Source organism: Nanchangia anserum (assembly GCF_015240065.1).
GTDB lineage: Bacteria > Actinomycetota > Actinomycetes > Actinomycetales > Actinomycetaceae > Nanchangia > Nanchangia anserum.
Genome location: NZ_CP060506.1, coordinates 1,741,549 through 1,758,587 on the forward strand (window position 1 = coordinate 1,741,549; position 17,039 = coordinate 1,758,587).

19 protein-coding genes and 1 tRNA gene are annotated in these 17,039 nt (G+C 69.3%); 8 read left to right on the plus strand and 12 right to left on the minus strand.

The window, feature by feature from the left end; genetic code table 11:
* Positions 1-16 precede the first annotated feature (16 nt).
* Complete coding sequence (gene cysS / locus H8R18_RS08135; RefSeq protein ID WP_191071532.1) at positions 17-1,501, plus strand: cysteine--tRNA ligase; 1,485 nt, start codon at positions 17-19, stop codon at positions 1,499-1,501.
* 15 nt (positions 1,502-1,516) lie between these two features.
* Here cysS and H8R18_RS09365 read toward each other — a convergent pair whose 3' ends face one another.
* The 6 genes from H8R18_RS09365 to H8R18_RS08160 form a co-directional block, all read right to left on the minus strand.
* Positions 1,517-2,149 carry an FGGY-family carbohydrate kinase gene (locus tag H8R18_RS09365; RefSeq protein WP_227712801.1) on the minus strand — a complete coding sequence of 211 codons (633 nt, stop codon included), beginning with the start codon at positions 2,147-2,149 and terminating at the stop codon, positions 1,517-1,519.
* Positions 2,146-3,129 (minus strand): FGGY family carbohydrate kinase, encoded by a 984-nt coding sequence (locus H8R18_RS09370; RefSeq protein ID WP_227712802.1) that lies wholly within the window; start codon positions 3,127-3,129, stop codon positions 2,146-2,148. Before H8R18_RS09370 ends, H8R18_RS09365 begins: the two co-directional genes overlap by 4 nt.
* A gap of 113 nt (positions 3,130-3,242) precedes the next feature.
* A complete protein-coding gene (gene purM, locus H8R18_RS09375) occupies positions 3,243-4,394 on the minus strand; it encodes a phosphoribosylformylglycinamidine cyclo-ligase (RefSeq protein ID WP_223875282.1) in 1,152 nt (383 codons plus the stop codon).
* Positions 4,395-5,120: 726 nt separating this feature from the next.
* On the minus strand, positions 5,121-6,635 hold the full coding sequence (purF, locus tag H8R18_RS08150; RefSeq protein WP_227712912.1) for an amidophosphoribosyltransferase: 1,515 nt from the start codon (positions 6,633-6,635) through the stop codon (positions 5,121-5,123).
* 130 nt (positions 6,636-6,765) lie between these two features.
* Complete coding sequence (locus H8R18_RS08155; RefSeq protein WP_191071535.1) at positions 6,766-7,782, minus strand: LacI family DNA-binding transcriptional regulator; 1,017 nt, start codon at positions 7,780-7,782, stop codon at positions 6,766-6,768.
* Positions 7,783-7,864: 82 nt separating this feature from the next.
* Positions 7,865-7,953 (minus strand) — tRNA-Leu (locus tag H8R18_RS08160).
* A gap of 159 nt (positions 7,954-8,112) precedes the next feature.
* Between H8R18_RS08160 and metK the strand changes: the two genes are divergently transcribed.
* The 6 genes from metK (at position 8,113) to H8R18_RS08190 (ending at position 13,488) form a co-directional block, all read left to right on the plus strand.
* Positions 8,113-9,321 (plus strand): methionine adenosyltransferase, encoded by a 1,209-nt coding sequence (gene metK, locus H8R18_RS08165; protein WP_191071536.1) that lies wholly within the window; start codon positions 8,113-8,115, stop codon positions 9,319-9,321.
* Positions 9,322-9,378: 57 nt separating this feature from the next.
* Complete coding sequence (locus tag H8R18_RS08170) at positions 9,379-10,977, plus strand: mechanosensitive ion channel family protein (protein WP_191071537.1); 1,599 nt, start codon at positions 9,379-9,381, stop codon at positions 10,975-10,977.
* Complete coding sequence (gene msrB / locus H8R18_RS08175; protein WP_191071538.1) at positions 10,964-11,356, plus strand: peptide-methionine (R)-S-oxide reductase MsrB; 393 nt, start codon at positions 10,964-10,966, stop codon at positions 11,354-11,356. The genes H8R18_RS08170 and msrB overlap by 14 nt, the downstream gene beginning before the upstream one ends.
* Before the next feature lies 1 nt (position 11,357).
* Positions 11,358-12,194 (plus strand): endonuclease/exonuclease/phosphatase family protein, encoded by an 837-nt coding sequence (locus H8R18_RS08180; protein WP_191071539.1) that lies wholly within the window; start codon positions 11,358-11,360, stop codon positions 12,192-12,194.
* Positions 12,191-13,072: an EamA family transporter gene (locus H8R18_RS08185; RefSeq protein ID WP_191071540.1), complete on the plus strand. Its 882-nt coding sequence runs from the start codon at positions 12,191-12,193 to the stop codon at positions 13,070-13,072. Before H8R18_RS08180 ends, H8R18_RS08185 begins: the two co-directional genes overlap by 4 nt.
* 161 nt (positions 13,073-13,233) lie before the next feature.
* Positions 13,234-13,488, plus strand: coding sequence for a GlsB/YeaQ/YmgE family stress response membrane protein (locus tag H8R18_RS08190; protein WP_191071541.1), 255 nt, complete (start codon positions 13,234-13,236; stop codon positions 13,486-13,488).
* A 54-nt stretch (positions 13,489-13,542) separates the two neighbouring features.
* Here the strand turns inward: H8R18_RS08190 and H8R18_RS08195 are convergent, their stop codons facing one another.
* Genes H8R18_RS08195 through H8R18_RS08210 form a run of 4 tightly spaced genes read right to left on the minus strand, consistent with a single transcriptional unit; the run spans position 13,543 to position 15,173 of the window.
* A complete protein-coding gene (locus H8R18_RS08195) occupies positions 13,543-14,202 on the minus strand; it encodes an anthranilate synthase component II (RefSeq protein WP_223875117.1) in 660 nt (219 codons plus the stop codon).
* A gap of 1 nt (position 14,203) precedes the next feature.
* On the minus strand, positions 14,204-14,362 hold the full coding sequence (locus tag H8R18_RS08200; RefSeq protein WP_191071542.1) for a hypothetical protein: 159 nt from the start codon (positions 14,360-14,362) through the stop codon (positions 14,204-14,206).
* 3 nt (positions 14,363-14,365) lie between these two features.
* On the minus strand, positions 14,366-15,067 hold the full coding sequence (locus tag H8R18_RS08205; protein ID WP_194189245.1) for a class E sortase: 702 nt from the start codon (positions 15,065-15,067) through the stop codon (positions 14,366-14,368).
* Entirely contained in the window at positions 14,967-15,173 is a 207-nt protein-coding gene (locus H8R18_RS08210) for a hypothetical protein (RefSeq protein ID WP_194189246.1), read from the minus strand. The genes H8R18_RS08205 and H8R18_RS08210 overlap by 101 nt, the downstream gene beginning before the upstream one ends.
* Before the next feature lie 232 nt (positions 15,174-15,405).
* On the opposite strand from H8R18_RS08210, the gene H8R18_RS08215 reads away from it, so the two are divergent.
* Positions 15,406-15,591: a cell division protein CrgA gene (locus H8R18_RS08215; protein ID WP_194189247.1), complete on the plus strand. Its 186-nt coding sequence runs from the start codon at positions 15,406-15,408 to the stop codon at positions 15,589-15,591.
* 4 nt (positions 15,592-15,595) lie between these two features.
* On the opposite strand, the gene H8R18_RS08220 is transcribed toward H8R18_RS08215, so the two are convergent.
* Together H8R18_RS08220 and H8R18_RS08225 are read right to left on the minus strand one after the other, a co-directional pair.
* Entirely contained in the window at positions 15,596-16,342 is a 747-nt protein-coding gene (locus H8R18_RS08220) for a rhomboid family intramembrane serine protease (RefSeq protein WP_191071545.1), read from the minus strand.
* A 63-nt stretch (positions 16,343-16,405) separates the two neighbouring features.
* Positions 16,406-16,927 carry a peptidylprolyl isomerase gene (locus tag H8R18_RS08225; protein ID WP_191071546.1) on the minus strand — a complete coding sequence of 174 codons (522 nt, stop codon included), beginning with the start codon at positions 16,925-16,927 and terminating at the stop codon, positions 16,406-16,408.
* Positions 16,928-17,039 lie beyond the last annotated feature (112 nt).

Consider the following 17,039-nt stretch of genomic DNA (forward strand, 5'->3'; position numbering starts at 1 on the left):
CGTTACGATGGAGACCATGCAGCTCCACATTTACGATTCGGCCCGCAAAGCGGTCGTCCCCTTCGTCCCCCAACATGACGGCGAGGCACGGATCTACCTGTGTGGCGCCACCGTTCAGGGATCGCCCCACATCGGTCACGTGCGTTCGGCGATCGCCTTCGACGTCCTCATTCGGTGGCTGCGGCGCGCGGGCCTGCGCGTCACCTACGTTCGCAACGTCACCGACATTGACGACAAGATTTTGACGAAGTCGGCCGAGGCCGGGTGGCCGTGGTGGGCGTGGGCACAGCGTTTCGAGCGTGAATTCGCCGAGGCCTACCGCGCCCTCGGGGTGCTGCCGGCCACCTACGAGCCGCACGCGACCGCGCACATCCCCGACCAGATCGCCTTGGCCCAGCGCCTCATCGAGGCCGGCCACGCCTACGCCGACGGCGCGGGAAACGTCTACTTCGACGTGCGCTCCCTGCCCGATTACGGGTCGCTGACGCGGCAGCGCCTAGACGACATGCGCACGACCGAGGACGCCGCGCAGATCGACGACGCGACCGAGGCGGGCAAGCGCGACCCGCGCGATTTTGCCCTGTGGAAGGCCGCGAAGCCGTCCGAACCCGATACCGCCGCGTGGGATTCGCCGTGGGGGCGCGGGCGCCCGGGCTGGCACCTCGAGTGCTCGGCGATGGCGCAGCGCTACCTGGGTGACTCCTTCGACATTCACGGCGGCGGGATCGACCTGCGTTTCCCCCACCACGAAAATGAGCAGGCCCAGTCGCACGGCGCCGGGTGGGGATTCGCCGCCCACTGGATGCACAACGCGTGGGTGACGATCAAGGGCGAAAAGATGTCGAAGTCGCTCGGCAACTCCCTCGTGGTTTCCGAGATCTTGCGCACGACGCCCGCGCCGGTTCTGCGCTATGCCCTGGGGACGGCGCACTACCGGTCGACCGTCGAGTACTCCCCCGACTCGCTGGAGCTCGCGGACGCGACGTGGGAGAGGCTGTCCAGCTTCGTCACGCGGGCCGCGCGGGTGTGCCCCGAGGTCGAGGCCGCCTACTCCGTCATCGGCGGGGACCGCGAGCGCGAGGGCGGCACGGACCTGGGGACGCTCGACCTGCCCGAGGCGTTCACGGCGGCGCTCAACGACGACCTCAACATCGCCGGGGCGATTGCCGCCATTCACGAGGCGGTCAAGGCCGGTCACGCGGCGTTGGGTCGCGACGATGCCGAGGGTGTGCGCGCCGCGGGGTTGAGTGTGCGCGCGATGCTCGACGTGTTGGGGCTGGATCCGCTGTCGGACCAGTGGCGCGGGTTCGTCGCCGGTTCGGGTGCGGACGAGGCGATGGAGGCCGCGCTGGACGCGCTCGTGCGGGCGCAGCTGGAGGAGCGGGCCGAGGCGCGTACCAGCAAGGATTGGGCGCGCGCCGACGCGATCCGCGACCGGTTGAGCGGTGCGGGGATCGTCGTCGAAGACGGCAAGGACGGGGCGACCTGGCACCTCGCCTAGCCGTCCGACCCGGCGTCAGTCGTCAAGGCCGTAGCGCAGCGACTGCGCGGCCGGCGGCTGGATCGCCAGGCCGCGGCGGTACTCGGCCAGGTACGCGGTGAATCCGGCGACGTCGTCGGCATCAGGGGCGATGACGTCCGGGGTAACGCCGGCGAAGACGTGGCGGTCGAGGTAGTCGGCCAGCGAGAGCTCCTCGGCGTGGTCGAGGTAGCGGGCCAGCAGCGCGATGCCCCACGCCCCGCCCGTCGACGCGGATTCCGCGATGCCGACGGGTGCCTCGAGCGCGGCGGCGAGCAGGCGCTGGGCAACCACCGGGGTGCGGAATAGCCCGCCGTGTCCGTAGACGACGTCGACCGCGACGCCCTCGTCGTGGAGGATCTCCATGCCCATGCGCACGGTCGCGTAGGCACCGAATAGCTGGGCGCGCATGAACGTCGCCAGCGACAGGGTCGATGCGGGCGTGCGGGCGACGAGCGGGCGCCCCTCGGCGAGGCCGCTCAGCGGTTCCCCCGACAGGTAGTTATAGGCGAGCACGCCGCCGGCGTCGGCAGGTCCGGTGAGGGCCGCGCCGAGGCAGGCGTCGTAGACGCGCGACTTCTCGACGTCGTAGCCGAGGCTGGCGGTGACGGCCTCGGCCAGCACGTTCATCCACGTCGCGATTTCGGCCGCCCACGTTGTTGCAGTGGACCATCCACCGGGTCGCCGGCAGGCGTTGTCACCGGGTCGATTTCGCGGTGCAGGCCGGCGAGGTCGCCCTCGAGGACGATCATCGCGAAGATGGATGTTCCCACGGAGACGTTTCCCGTGCGCGGCGCACGGCGTTCGTCGCCACCATTCCCGTCCGGCGTCGCCCTCGGGAGGGCACGCCCGCGCCCCCTGGGTGGAGCGTCCCAGTGGGGTCGAGGAGGCGGGCGCCGGCCTCGCTCAACTCGCCGGCGTCGGTCCCGGCAACGAGCACCTCGGGCAGCAGGTCCCGCAGCGGCGTGCGGGCACCGGGGTCGCCGCCAGAGCGTCGAAGGCGGCCAGGCGGCCTCGTCGTAGTCGCGGGTGGTCACGTCGATGGGGAACATGCCGACGGTCCGTCGCCGATCCCCAGTACTTTGCGCCCGGTGAGGCGCCAGTGGACATAGCCGGCCAGCGTCGTTCAGGTAGGCGACACGGCCGACGTGGGGTTCGCCGTCGAGCAGCGCCTGGTAGTAGTGCGCGACCGACCAGCGCAGGGGAATGTTGACGCCCAGGGCGTCGGTGAGCTCGTCGGCAGCGCGCGCGGTCGTCGTGTCGCGCCACGTCCGGAAAGCAACGAGCAGCTCCCCGGCGGCGTCGAAGGCGAGGTAGCCGTGCATCATCGCCGAGATGCCGATGTGGGCGAGGCGGGTGAGGGTGACGGCGTAGCTATCGGCGACGGAGCGGGCAAGCGCGGCATACGCGTCGGCGATCCCCGCCCACACGTCGGGAAGCGCATAGGACCAGTGCCCGTCGACCAGCTGGTTTTCCCACTCGTGCGCGCCCTCGGCCAGCACGGTTCCCCCGGGACCGATGAGGCAGGCTTTGATCGTCGTCGACCCCAGCTCGATCCCCAGGCTTGCCCGGCCCTCGGTGATGATCTGCGCCTTACTGTCGTGGACCATCGGTCCTCCCGTGATTATCGGCCTCGTTACCTACACTCGCGCGGGAGTCACCCCGGCGTGTTAACGTTAACACGCCGGGATGCGCGACGACAGAGTTGCGCTGATTCTCGGGGTTACGACGCGGCGAAGCGATAGGTCGAGTGCAGCAGCGCGCGACCGCCGTCGGCGCCCTTCGCCCCCTCGACGACGCGTGCCTCGGGCAGCGCCGGATCGGCGTCGCTGCGGACGACGCGGCCCAGTTCCCACGCGTCGATTCCCGCCTCGCGGGCGATCATGCACACGCGATCGACGGCGTCGGGAGCCACCAGAGCAACCATGCCGACCCCCATGTTGAGGGTCTGCTCGAGGTCCCACGCGGGCACGTCACCCAGGCGCTGCATGAGGGCGAAGACCGGCGGCACCTGCCACGTCGAACGGTCGATGAGGGCGGTGAGCCCCTTCGGCAGGACGCGCGAGACGTTGGCCCCCAGGCCGCCGCCGGTGATGTGCGAGAGCGCGTGCAGGCCCTCGGGACCGACGGCGTCCAGCTGCTCCAGGCATACCTTCGTGTACAGCCGTGTCGGTTCCAGCAGCTCCTCGCCGAGAGTGCGCGCAAACTCGTCGACGTGGCGCTCGAGGTCCCATCCGGCCTCAGCGATGATCGCGCGTACGAGCGAGAACCCGTTGGAGTGCAGACCCGAAGACGCCATGGCGACGACAGCGTCGCCCTCGCGCACCCGATCGGCGCCGAGCACGCGATCGGCGTCGACGACACCCGTCGCCGCGCCTGCGATGTCGTAGTCGTCCGGCCCCATGAGGCCGGGGTGCTCGGCCGTTTCCCCGCCCAGTAGTGGGGTGTCGATGGCTGCGCACGCCTCGGCGACGCCGCGCACGATGTCGGCGATGCGCTCGGGGACCACGTGACCGCACGCGATGTAGTCGGTCATGAGCAGCGGGCGCGCCCCGGTGACGACGATGTCGTCGACGACCATGCCGACCAGGTCCTGGCCGATCGTGTCGTGGATGTCGAGGGCCTGGGCAATGGCGACCTTCGTGCCCACGCCATCGGTGGACGTCGCGAGCAGCGGGCGGCGCATCCCGGCGAGCGCCGACGCGTCAACCATGCCGGCGAACGCGCCCGAATCCGTCACGACACGATCGGAATACGTCGCCGCGACGGCGGCCTTCATGAGGTCAACGGCGCGGTCCCCGGCCTCGATGTCGACCCCGGCCTGGGCGTACGTGACCCCGCCGCCCCCGACGACGGCCTCACCCTCGCCGAACAGCGCCTCGCGTTCGATCGCGCTCAGCCACAGCTCGTCACCAGCGCGCGCGTTGTACCACTCGTGCGCCGGCCCCTCCGGCAGGTAGCGCGACCCGGTGACGGACACGAGCGACGTCAGCGGGGTGAACACGGCCAGGTGGGCGATCGTCAGCTGCTCGTCCAGCCACGTGGCCGCCCACGCCAGGCCCTCGGCAAGCGTGGCCGCATTGGCCTCGACGTCGCGGTCGTGGATGATGCCCCCGACCGGCGCGGCGATCCTGCGGGTGACCTCGTCGAGGCGGGCGAGGATCTCCTCGCGCCGGGCCAGCGGCAACAGGTCCGGGGCGTCGGGAGCATGGTGATCGCGCCAGGCGTCGGCGACGTCAACGAGGAGGTCGCCGGACTCGCGCACGACGATCGTCCCCGGCTTCTCGGCCTCGTCCAGCAGCACGGGCAGCGTCGTCGGCTCGCCTGGCGACCAGCGCGGATCGCGGCGATACAGCTCGCGAACAGTCGCGGCGCGAATATCGGGATCGAAGGATTCCTCGGCCGTGGCGAACGTGAACCCGTCGTCGCCACGCCCGCTCGCCTCGGTCAGGGCGATCGCGTCGGTCAGCCCCAGCAGGCGGCGCGCCAAGACGACGCGGCGGCACCACGGGCACAGGGGCGACACGACGAGCCGGTACCGGCCCGCCTCCACCGCGAGGTCAGAGGATGAGAAGCGGCCAGTGGGGATCATCGGAACTCCTTATTCGGACGGGTAGGCGTCGCGCGGTGACGGGGTGACGACGCCGGGGGTGCCGGGGATCGGCGTGCCGGCGGGAATGGCGACGGGATAGTGGCCCGTAAAGCACGCCGTGCACAGGTGATCGGGGTCCTGCCCGGTCGCGGCGACGAGGTCGTCGACGTCGAGGAACGCCAGCGAATCCGCGCCGATCTGGGCGCACAGGGCGTCGACGTCGAGGGTCGCCGAAGCCAACTCGGCGCGCGTGGCGAAATCGATGCCGAAGAAGCACGGCCACGTGACCTCGGGCGCCGAGATGCGCACGTGGACCTCTTTCGCCCCGGCCTCGCGCAGCATCTTGACGACGGCGCGCTGGGTGTTGCCGCGCACGATCGAGTCATCGACGACGACGAGGCGCTTGCCCTCGATGGCCTCGCGCACGGGGTTGAGCTTGAGGCTAATGCCGCGCTTGCGCAGCGTCTGCGAGGGCTGGATGAACGTGCGCCCGACGTAGGCGTTCTTCATGAGGCCCTGCCCGAACGGGATTCCCGATTCCTGGGCGTAGCCAATCGCGGCGGGCGTGCCCGAATCGGGCGTGGCGATGACGAGGTCGGCCTCGACGGGATTGCGCCGGGCCAGTGCCGCGCCCATCGCCGTGCGCGCCATGAGCACCGAGCGACCGGCGATCTTCGTGTCGGGGCGAGCGAGGTAGACGTATTCAAACGCGCACCCGTGCGGGGTGGCGGCGGCGAAGCGGTAGGAATCGACCCCGCGCGCCGAAATAGCGACGACCTCGCCCGGCTCGATCTCGCGAACCATGCTGGCGCCGACGATGTCGAGGGCCGCCGTCTCGGAGGCGACACACCATCCCGAAGACAGGCGGCCGAGGACGAGCGGGCGAATGCCGTGCGGGTCACGCGCGGCGTAGAGGGCGTCCTCGGTGGCGAACACGAGGGAAAACGCCCCGACGACGTGGGGCAGGACGTCGAGACACTGGACGAGCAGCGGATCCGTCGGGGCCTCGTCGCCGCTGTCGGGACGAGCCGGAACCGAGCGGTCATGCTCCAACGCCGACGCCGCGAGCGCCTTAACGACGCCGGGACCGGCGCCCAGCAGCGCCGTGAGGATCGACGTGTCGGTCGTCGCGTCGCGTCGCGCGCGATCATCCGCGTGGTCCTCGACGATCTGGGTCAGCTCGGCGTGATTGGTGATGTTGCCGTTGTGGGCGAGGGCGAGGTTGGCCCCGTCCGCGGTCGGGGCCAGGGTGGGCTGGGCGTTTTCCCACGTGTCGGCCCCCGTCGTCGCGTACCGGACGTGTCCGAGGGCGATGTGGCCGCGCAGGGCCGAGAGGTTTTGGTCGGAAAACACCTGCGAGACGAGGCCCATGTCCTTATACACGAGGATCTTTGAGCCGTCGGCGGCGGCGATCCCGGCGGACTGGGTGCCGCGGTGCTGGAGGGCGTAGAGGGCGAAGTACGTCATGCGAGCGACGTCTTCGCCGGGAGACCACACCCCAAAGACGCCGCATTCGTCGCTGATCTGGCGGCCGGTTGGCGCGGGGGTAGTGGAACGGGGGTGAGCGGTGGTCTGCTGAGGCGAATCCACGCGCCCATTGTCGCATACCTCGGCGCAGGCGGCGGGCGCCGTTGGTCCTCCGCTTCGACTCCGGCTAGCGCTGCGCGTCCTCGCCGAGCGTCGACGCGCGCGTCACCAGCGTCGCCGGGACGACGACGGTCGAGGCCGGCTCGCCCGCCATGAGGTCGGTCAGCGTGTCGACGACCCGCGTCCCCACCTCGACGAAGGGCTGGCGCATCGACGTCAACGGTGGGCACGCGTAGGCCGAGACGGCCAGGTCGTCGACCCCGGCGACGGCGACGCGCCCGGGCACGTCGATACCGCGACGCCACAGTCCGTGCAGCACGCCGAGCGCCATCGCGTCGTTCGCCACGAAGACGGCATCGGGCAGGTCGTCGGCGTAGCGTTCGACGTAGTCCGCGCCGGCCGGGGGCGCCCACGTTCCCGGGTGGAGGCGGCCGGTGACGTCGTCGTGATCGGCGAGGAAGTCCCGCCAGGCCCGGGCGCGTTCGCGCCCGTCGAACCAGTCGACGGGTCCGGCGATGTGGTCGATGCGGCGGTAGCCGCGCGCATAGAGGTGCTCGAGGATGTCTCGCGCCCCACCGTACTGATCGACGGCGACGACGCTGATCCTGCCGCTGCCGGTGTTTCCTGCCTCGACGGCAACGACGGGGATAGGCAGGGCCTCGCGGCGCACGACCTCACCCATCCACTCGTGCGTCGAGATGACAACCATCGCGTCGATGCCGTAGTCGAGCAGGTGGCCCAGCGCCGCGCGGGCTTCGTCCGGGTCCAGCCCGGCGACGGCCACCTGGGTCGCAAGCCCCTCGCCGCGGGCGGCGCGCTCGATGGCGTCGAGCATCGAGAGGGGGCCATACGACGAGACTCCGGTGTGCACGAGTCCGATCGTCTCCGAACGCGCGCGTTTGAGGGCGCGGGCTGACAGGTTGCGGCGATACCCGAGCTCGCGCATGGCCGCCCGAATCCGTTCGCGCGTGCCATCGGCGACGCGGTCGGGTTCGTTGAGGACGCGCGAAACCGTTTGGGCGGAGACTCCCGCGATGCGCGCCACGTCGGTCATCGAGGGGCGGCGGTCGGGAGGGGGCGTCATGGCGCCCAGTGTATCGACCTGGCGCGGATCGTCGCGGCGGTGGATACACGTCGGCCCCGGTCGATGACCGGGGCCGGTGAGCTGGTGCGCGAGGGGGGACTTGAACCCCCACGCCCGGTAAAGGGCACACGGACCTGAACCGTGCGCGTCTACCAATTCCGCCACTCGCGCAAGCGCTGACAGGACGACCTGTCGTGCGAACTCCTAAACGGTAGCGCACCCACGCACGCGCGGGCAAATCGCGTTCTCCGTGGCGTCGCCCACACCAACGGTGTCCACACCCGTTTCGGCGACCGCTAGGCGGCGTCGCGGGCAGTAGACTGAGCGGCGATGAGTACTCACGCGCAGCGCCTGTTCACTTCCGAATCGGTCACCTCGGGCCATCCCGACAAGGTGTGCGACCGCATCTCGGATTCGCTCTTGGATGCGATCCTCACGGATGATCCCGACGCGCACGTTGCCCTCGAGACGATGGTGACGACGGGGCTGGTTCACGTCGCGGGTGAGGTGACGACGTCGACGTACGTCGACATGGCCGACATCATTCGCGACACCGTTCGCTCGATCGGCTACACGTCCTCGGACATGGGCTTCGACGGGACGTCGTGCGGAATCACCCTGTCGATCAATGGGCAGTCGGCCGATATCGCCGCGGGTGTGGACACGTCGTGGGAGGCGCGCAACCGCAGCGGCTCGGGCGACTGCGACGCCTTCGAGATGCAGGGCGCCGGCGACCAGGGACTCATGTTCGGCTACGCGTGCACGGACACGCCCGACCTCATGCCGCTGCCGATCTGGCTGGCCCACCGCCTGGCGCGCCGCCTCGAGGACGTTCGCCGCACCGACGCGCTGCCCGGCCTCTACCCCGACGGCAAGACGCAGGTGACCATCGCCTACGAGGGCGACCGGCCGGTCGCGCTCGACACCGTCGTCATGTCGTCGCACCACGTGCGCGGCCTCGACCAGAGTCAACTGGCGCGCGACCTGCGCACCCACGTGCTCGACCCCGTCCTCGCCGACGCGGCTATCGACATCGACTGCGCCTCCCCACGCATCCTCGTCAATCCCGCCGGCCCCTTCGAGACGGGCGGCCCGATGGGCGACGCCGGGCTGACCGGGCGCAAGATCATCGTCGACACCTACGGCGGCATGGCGCGCCACGGCGGCGGCGCGTTCTCGGGTAAGGATCCCTCGAAGGTCGACCGCTCGGCGACCTACGCGATGCGCTGGGTCGCCAAAACCATCGTCGCGGCTGGGCTGGCCCGGCGGTGCGAGGTTCAGGTCGCCTACGCGATCGGCGCCTCCCACCCGGTCGGCCTGTTCGTCGAGACGTTCGGCACGGGAATCGTTGACGACGAGACCATCGCTCGCGCCGTCACCGCGACGTTCGATCTGCGTCCGGCCGCGATCATCGAGCACCTCGACCTCAAGCGGCCGATCTACACGGCAACGTCCTCGTACGGCCACTTCGGCCGCCCCGATTTTCCGTGGGAGGACACCTCGCGCGCCGAGGCGCTGCGCGCGGCCGCCGGCAAGTAGAGCGCACCCACCGGGGTCATCAGGGCGCGCCCAGACTCGCCACATAGGGTGGACGCCATGGGCTTGGACTTCATCGCGCACCTGAGTGGGACAGACACCCCCGGTGACGACACCGTCAAGGAGGTCGTCACCGACACGATTAACTACGCGATCACGGCCGCCTCGATCGGCGTCGGCATGGTGATCGGTATTGTCGTCGCCGCGCTGCTCATCTACCTGGCCGGCGTCTTTTCCCGCGGCCATCACGTGACCCGGCGCTTCCTGCGCCACGCGCGCACCCCCCTGTTCGTTGCCATGGCCCTGTGGTTTGGGCACCTGGGGCTGACGACGATGCAGGCCGAGGGCCGCCTCTCCGATGCGGCACGGTTGGGCACAATCGATCATGTCCTCGTCATCGCGACCATCATCGCGACGACGTGGATGCTCATCGCCGGGGCACAGACCATCGAGGACGTGGCTCGCCGCAGCGCCCGCGAGCGCGACCATCAGCGCGCCTCGCGGATGACGACGCAGGCGCAGATGATTCGCCGCATCGTCCAGGGGGCGGTCCTCATCCTGGGGGCAGCGGCAATCGCCATGACGTTCCCGGCCGCGCGCACGGCGATTGCCTCGGTTATGGCCTCGGCGGGTGTCGCCTCGATTGTCGCGACGTTGGCGGCCCAGTCGATGCTGGCGAATATCTTTGCCGGCTTCCAGATCGCGATGACCGATGCCCTGCGCGTCGGCGACATCATCGTCGTGTCCGGGTTGGACGGCCCGAAGGTGCAGGGCACGGTCGAGGAGATCACCCTGACCTACGTCGTCGTTCACGTGTGGGATGGGCGGCGCATCGTCATTCCGTCCTCGAAGTTCACGACGAACGAGTTCGAGAACCTCACGCGCCGCCAGACCGAAATGATGGCCAGCGTCGAGCTGCTCCTCGATTTCCGTGCCCCGCTGACGCAGATTCGTGCCCACGTCGACAAGCTGCTGGCCGAGACGGATCTGTGGGACGGCAACGACGCAAACGTGCAGGTCACAGGGGCGAGCGCGGAGACGATCACCGTGCGCATCGTCGTCTCCGCGTCGAATTCGGGCAACGCCTGGGATCTCGGGTGCTGGCTACGCGAGGGCCTGCTGACGTGGATCGCCCGCGAGGCACCCTATGCGCTGCCGCGGTCGCGCTATCAGCACCTCGACGTCGAGCACATTGAGCGGGACCTGTCCGAGGAGAAGGTTGCGGATTTGGCCGAGGAGCTGGCGAACATCACGGGTCCGGGGCTGGGGCACGGCCATTCCCGGATCGACTCAGCCCCAAGCGAGGAGGCGGCGGCGCTGCCGACCTCGGTGCTGCCAGCCGGGACTGAGGAACGCGGCGAGGACGAGAGGACGAGCGATCAGCGCGAGCACCGGGCGCGGTTGCGCGCGGCGAAGTCGCGGGCACGTCGGGCCATTCGGCGCCGCTCGATCCTCACTCCGCCGACCACCCGTGACGAGGTAAGCGCGGACGAGACGGCGGTGTTGCCGGCCTCGGAGCTGCCACATCCGCAGGCCCCGACGACGCACACGACCGGGGATCGCCTGTATTCGGGATCGCCGCGCGCCGACGAGCGGGGGCGGATATTCTCGGGCGAGGCCACCCCTAGCCCGAAGGAGACCCCGCATGAGCACTCGTAGCGATGCCGACTGGCGCGCCATCTTGAGCCCCGAGGAGTATCGGGTGTTGCGCGAGGCGGGAACGGAACGCCCGTGGAGCGGGGAGCTGCTGGGCGAGGGCCGCGTCGGCATCTATCGATGCCGGGCGTGTGGAGCCGAGCTGTTCCGCTCCGAGACGAAGTTCGAGTCGGGATGCGGGTGGCCGAGTTTCTACGATCCCGCCGATGCCGCGGTGGCGACGCGCCCCGATTATTCGCACGGAATGGTGCGCGTCGAGGTTCGCTGCGCCGGCTGCGACTCCCACCTCGGTCACGTCTTCGACGATGCCCCCTCCACGCCGACGGGGCAACGCTACTGCATGAATTCCGTTGCCCTGACGTTCGAGCCGAAGGATGCCTGAGATGCGAATCGTCACGATGAATATCCAGCACGGCCTGCGCGAGGACGCCTCGATCGGCGATCTCGTCGCCGTGGGCCGCGAGGTCGCTGCTCTTAACCCCGACGTCGTCGCCGTCCAAGAGGTCGACCATCGCCAGCGCCGCTCGGGGCGGGCGAGCCAGGTCGAGCAGCTGCTTGAGGGGCTGGCGTGGCCGCGCGAGGGCGGGCACTACTGCGCGTTTTTCTCCGGTTCTGCACGCGGGCTGCGGCTGCCCGCCCTGACCGGCACGCGTGCCACCGGCGTTCCCGCACTGGGCCGGCTGCTGGATGCGGCGGGGCCGGCGATCGGGGGCTACGGGTTGGCGCTGCTCACTCCCCATCGCGTTCGCCGCGTGATAAGGCGTCGCCTGGGTGCCGCCCCGGCCCGGCTCAAGCGCTCGGCCAGCGGCGGTGTACTCGGGACCGGCTGGACGGTCGCGGTTGGGCAGAACCGCACGTTCCTCGCCGCCGAGATCGACGTCGACTCCCGCCCGTGCCGCGTCGGTGTCGCCCACCTCGAACTCGGTCAGGCCACCGCGAGCGCCCAGCTGTTTGGCGCGTGGCGTCTCCTCAACACCGACTGGCCACACCCGGCGTTCTTGGCCGGCGACATGAATCTTCCCGCGCAGACGGTGCGCCAGGTGACGGGCGTGCCCGAGGAGCTGGACGCGTCGGCGCCGACGTTCCCGGCGACGACGCCGAGGGCCCAGATCGATCACGTCCTGGGTGCCGGTCCCGTCGCGTGCGATGCCGTGGCGACGCATCGCTTCAGTGTCGGCGACCACCTGGGGCTCATTGCCGATTTCACGATCGGGTCATGACGCGACTGTCCCGCCTGGCCGATGCGGTCCCGGCGCCGGGCGTCTACGTCGCGTCGGGCATCAGCCAATACACGGGGTCGGCGATCGGTGTCGCCGTGTTGCTCGCGGCGATGCCGGGCTATGCGGCGGCATGGTGGCGAGTGGCCATCGGCGCCGCCGTCATCTGCGCGTGGCGGCGGCCGTGGCGGCGGGGCTTCACGCGCTCGCAGGTCGTCACGTCGGCGCTGTTCGGGCTGTCAATCACGTTGATGAACATGACGTTTTACGAGGCGATCGCGCGTATCCCGATGGGAACGGCCGTGTCGATCGAATTCGTCGGCCCGGTCGCGACCGCGCTCATCTTCGGCGGCGGGTGGCGTGCGCGCGCCGGCGTCGTCGCGGTGGCGGCCGGGGTCGTCTCGATCGGCGGCTTCGGCCTCGACCTGGGTGATCCCACGCAGGCCGCGGGCATGGCGTGGGCGGTGGCCGCGGGCATCGCGTGGGGTGCCTACATCGTCGGCGGAACGGCGATTGCCCACCGGCGCTCGGGCGTCGACGCGTTAGCCGTCGGCTTAGCCGCGGGTGCCCTCGTGACCGCGCCGTTCGTCGGTCGCCACATCGGCGACGTCAACACGCCGGAGCTGGCGGTGGCGGCACTCGCCGTCGGCGTGCTGGCGAGCGCGTTGCCGTTCCCGCTCGAGCAGCTGGCCATGCGGCGCCTGGGGGCCGAGACGATTTCTCTCATGTCGGCGGTGTTGCCGGCGACATCGGTTATCGTAGGTGCCCTCACCCTGCGTCAGGTGCCCTCACTCGGCGAGGCGTGCGGGATCGTACTCATCAGCTGCGGCATCGCGCTCGCGCAGTGGCGTTCGGGCCTCGCACGCGGGCGCGGGCGCTGACTCCATCACACGTCCTGGGCCTGTGACGAGTCCACGTTCAGTTTCCTCACGGGTGATTTTTCCCCCGCCGGCCCTGCTGGAAAGCCCACGCGGACGCTGGCACGATAGAAGCAAGACCGCGCCGCACACGCGGCGCTGACACGACAAGAAGGAGAAGCCAGATGCACATCATCGGCATGATTATTGCGGGTGCCATCCTCGGCGCCCTCGCTCGTCTGTTCCTGCGCGGAGAGCAGAACATCGGCATGATTTGGACCATCATCCTCGGCGCGCTCGGCTGGGGCATCGGCGGCTGGGTTACCGGCAACGTCCTCAACTCGGGCTCGACCGTCATCCAGTGGATCGTCGGCGTCATCGTCGCGATGGTTCTCATCGCGGTGTTCGTTGCCGTGCGCAACCGCGGAGCTAACCGCTAATCCCACCTGGTGTGGTGGGGATGAGGCCGGGCGAAAGCCCGGCCTCTCGCGCATCTATCGCGTCGCAGCGGGCACGCCGCCCGGGCTGAAGTCGCGTGCCCGCTCGCACACGCCGGTCATCCCCAGCCGGTCCAGCCAGCGGGCAAACATGGGATAGCCGTGCTCGGTCAGCAGGGCCTCAGGATGGAACTGGACGCCCTCGGCCGAGACCTCGCGGTGGCGCACGCCCATGATGATCCCGCTCTCGGTCGTCGCCGTGACCTCGAGGGTGTCGGGAATCGTGTCGGGATCCAGGGCGAGCGAGTGATAGCGCGTCACCCGCAGCGGGCTCGGCAGGTCCGTGAACACCCCGGTGCCCGTATGGGTAATCATCGAGGTCTTGCCGTGCATGAGTTCGGGCGCGCGCACGACGCTCGCCCCCGCCCATTCACCGAGCGCCTGATGGCCCAGGCACACCCCGAGCATCGGCACGCCCGCGCTCGCGCATGCCTCGATCGCTCGCAGCGAGTCGCCGGCCTGGGCGGGCGCCGAGGGGCCGGGACTGATGAGGACGCCATCGACCTCGCACGAGGTGATCTTGGCAAGGGGCACGTCGTCGTTGCGGCGCACCTCGACGTCGGCACCCAAACGGCGCAGGTAACCGACGATGGTGTAGACGAACGAATCGTAGTTGTCGACGCACAGCACGCGCGCCCGGGGCATCGAGATCGTCATGTCACTCCCCCACTGTGGTGTCGATGAGATGGAACTCGTCTTGGGCCCAGGGAAAGACCCACTGGAAGCACACGAGAACGACCGCGGCAATGACGACGAGGCACAGCAGGACCTTGATCCACGTCGGTGCGGGAATGCGACTCAGCAGCCAGCGAATCATGGCCTACCCCTCCGCCAGTTCCTTCGGAATGCCCGTGTTGCGCGGGACCCAGTGATGCAGCTCCAGGTGGACGATGTAGCGCTGCCAGTTGCCGTATTCGGGGTGACACGTCGTCATCGTCATGAGCCGTTGCGTGGGCGCAACGCCGGGCTGATCGGGGACCGGCAGCACAACCTGCCCGTCCGTGGGGGCGACGATCCGATATCTCGTGACGTGGTAGACGAGCCAGGCGTCTTTCGTCTCCATCACGACCGGGTCGCCCTCGCGCAACACGTCGATGCGGCGGAAGTTCGACCCGTAGGAGCGCCGGTGCGCGGCTACCGAGAAATTGCCGATCTCGCCGGGCAGCGCCGTCGTCGGGTAGTGGCCGGCGGCGCCGGTGTCGAGGACATCGTGACCGGTCCCCTCGCGCACGGGAATGACCATCTGGTTCCACCTGGGCACGTGGAGCGCCCCCATGAGCTGCCCGTAGCTGACAGGGCTCACCGCGGGGGGCGGGCTCGTGCGCTCGTCGGTTGAAATCCGATTGGGCACGGCGCCGAACAGGTCCTCGACCTGCGCGACCTGCTTGTCGGCAGCGTTGGCGACCTGCCGTCGGTGGACGTTAGACCTGCCAGAAGGCGAACAGGGCGACGACCAGGCCGGCGCTGATGAGGAGTTCCCCGAACGCCGAGATGACGTCGAAGCGCGGCTTCGCCGGCGCACTCGCGCGAGCAGAATCGCGGCGAGCGGGCTGCTCCGCCTCGTCCCTGTGGGCGCGGCCGGTGCGTCGCTCGCGACGGGGTCGGTACCCCGGGTGCTCCTCGACCATGTTCCGCCTTTCTCTCATCCGCGTCTCAGCCTAGCGGAGGCCCGTGCCTGTCGCCGCGGAGGTGGCGCGAGAGGGCGCGAGTTTCGGCTATACAATGACAGCGACGTTAGACCGATCTACTTCTTCACTTCACGAGGGAGGCAACCGTGCCTGAATCCCGCAAGCGGAAGACCGCGAAGGACCACCGCCCCGAGGCCGAGGACGCGCCGCTGAACCCGGATGGAGCGCGGGCATGAAGCTGTCGCCGTCCTGGTGGGCTCCCGTCATGGTGACCCTCATGGTTATCGGCCTCATCTACATCGTCGTCACCTACATCGCCGGCGCCCAGTACCCGATCCCCGGGATCGGTAACTGGAACCTCGCCGTCGGACTCGGCATCGCGCTCGTCGGCTTCATCATGACGATGCGCTGGAAGTAATCGCCTACGCGAGCGTGCTCGCGTAGCACATTCCCCAGATCGCCACCTCCGCCAGTGCGACCCCTCCGATGAGGAGCGCCTGGAGGCGGTGGCGTTTGCGTGTCGCCGCCTCACGGGTTCGGCGGATCTCGACAGCGTCGTAGGCGTTGGTCACCTCGGGATAGACCCGCTTGCCGATCATGACGAAGCCGCCGCCGAGGATCAGCCCGACGATGATCCCGCCCAGGTGCACCTGCCAGGAAATTCCCGAGACGAAAATGCCGTAGGCCAGCGTGAGGCCGAGCATCACGGCGAGGGCGCTAATGTCGCCGCCGGCCCCCCGCTGAAGCATGAGGAAGATGGCGAAGAGGGCAAGAATCCCACCCGAGGCGCCGATTGTCACCCCGGCGCCGCCCAGCGCCGGTATAAACACGCTCAGCGCCAGGGCGAACACATAGCCGCCGGCCGTCGACACGAGCCACACGCACGCGAAGCGGGCGTGCCCAAACAGCTCTTCCAGCTGTTTCGCGGCAACCCAAAAGGCCACCATATTGAACAGCAGATGCAGGTATCCGCCGTGCACGAACCCCGCCGTGACCAGGCGCCACGGCTGGATGAGCGCCTCGAGGGGCGCGTACACGAGCTGCCACGTGAGTGCTCCCGTGGCCGGAATCCACCGCACCAGCGTGAGCGTGGGGACGAGAAGGCAGATGAGCATGATCGCCCACGTGACGTAAGGCGTGTAGCCGCTGCGGGTGCGCCACATGTTCATAGGTTCTCCCTGTACGCGTGGGTCCCCGCTGCACGCGGCAACGGGGACCCACGCTCCGAGTGATTAGTCCTCGATGTCGATGTGAAGAATCGCGATCTCGTCGAGCGGGCGGTCCTGCGGGCCCGTCGGCGTCGTCGCGATGCGGTCGACGACCTTCTTCGACTCGTCGTCGATGACGCGCCCGAAGATCGTGTGCTTGCCGTGCAGCCACGTCGTCGGGGCGACCGTGATGAAGAACTGCGAGCCGTTGGTGCCGCGACCCATGCGGACCCCGGCGTTGGCCATCGCCAGCACGTAGGGCTCGTCGAACGTCAGGGCGTCGTCGATCTCGTCGTCGAAGTTGTAGCCGGGGCCGCCCGTGCCGGTGCCCAGCGGGTCGCCGGTCTGGATCATGAAGCCGTCGATGACGCGGTGGAAAATGACACCGTCGTAGAGGGGATCGTTCGACTTCATTCCGGTGGCGGGGTTCGTCCACTCGCGCTCGCCCTTGGCCAGCTGCGCGAAGTTGCGCACGGTCACGGGGGCGGAATCGGGGTAGAGCTCCAGGGCGATGTCGCCCTCGGTCGTGTGAATCGTTGCCTTCATGGGGCTATCGTCGCACGGATCGCGCCCCGCGTGCATGTTCGCGATTCTCTCGCGCATTCGGCTCGTGTCCGGAAAGGGTGCGCCGGGCTATGATGTGCGAAACAATAGGCAC

Coding starts and splice junctions, on each gene's coding strand:
- H8R18_RS08155 (WP_191071535.1), bottom strand. CDS start 7,782: ATGACGCCCCCTCCCGACCGCCGCCCCTCGATGACCGACGTGGCGCGC.
- cysS (WP_191071532.1), top strand. CDS start 17: ATGCAGCTCCACATTTACGATTCGGCCCGCAAAGCGGTCGTCCCCTTC.
- H8R18_RS08200 (WP_191071542.1), bottom strand. CDS start 14,362: ATGATTCGCTGGCTGCTGAGTCGCATTCCCGCACCGACGTGGATCAAG.
- H8R18_RS08220 (WP_191071545.1), bottom strand. CDS start 16,342: ATGAACATGTGGCGCACCCGCAGCGGCTACACGCCTTACGTCACGTGG.
- H8R18_RS08215 (WP_194189247.1), top strand. CDS start 15,406: ATGAAGCTGTCGCCGTCCTGGTGGGCTCCCGTCATGGTGACCCTCATG.
- metK (WP_191071536.1), top strand. CDS start 8,113: ATGAGTACTCACGCGCAGCGCCTGTTCACTTCCGAATCGGTCACCTCG.
- H8R18_RS08185 (WP_191071540.1), top strand. CDS start 12,191: ATGACGCGACTGTCCCGCCTGGCCGATGCGGTCCCGGCGCCGGGCGTC.
- H8R18_RS08210 (WP_194189246.1), bottom strand. CDS start 15,173: ATGGTCGAGGAGCACCCGGGGTACCGACCCCGTCGCGAGCGACGCACC.
- H8R18_RS08180 (WP_191071539.1), top strand. CDS start 11,358: ATGCGAATCGTCACGATGAATATCCAGCACGGCCTGCGCGAGGACGCC.
- H8R18_RS09365 (WP_227712801.1), bottom strand. CDS start 2,149: ATGAACGTGCTGGCCGAGGCCGTCACCGCCAGCCTCGGCTACGACGTC.
- H8R18_RS08195 (WP_223875117.1), bottom strand. CDS start 14,202: ATGACGATCTCGATGCCCCGGGCGCGCGTGCTGTGCGTCGACAACTAC.
- H8R18_RS08170 (WP_191071537.1), top strand. CDS start 9,379: ATGGGCTTGGACTTCATCGCGCACCTGAGTGGGACAGACACCCCCGGT.
- msrB (WP_191071538.1), top strand. CDS start 10,964: ATGAGCACTCGTAGCGATGCCGACTGGCGCGCCATCTTGAGCCCCGAG.
- H8R18_RS08190 (WP_191071541.1), top strand. CDS start 13,234: ATGCACATCATCGGCATGATTATTGCGGGTGCCATCCTCGGCGCCCTC.
- H8R18_RS09370 (WP_227712802.1), bottom strand. CDS start 3,129: ATGGTCCACGACAGTAAGGCGCAGATCATCACCGAGGGCCGGGCAAGC.
- H8R18_RS08225 (WP_191071546.1), bottom strand. CDS start 16,927: ATGAAGGCAACGATTCACACGACCGAGGGCGACATCGCCCTGGAGCTC.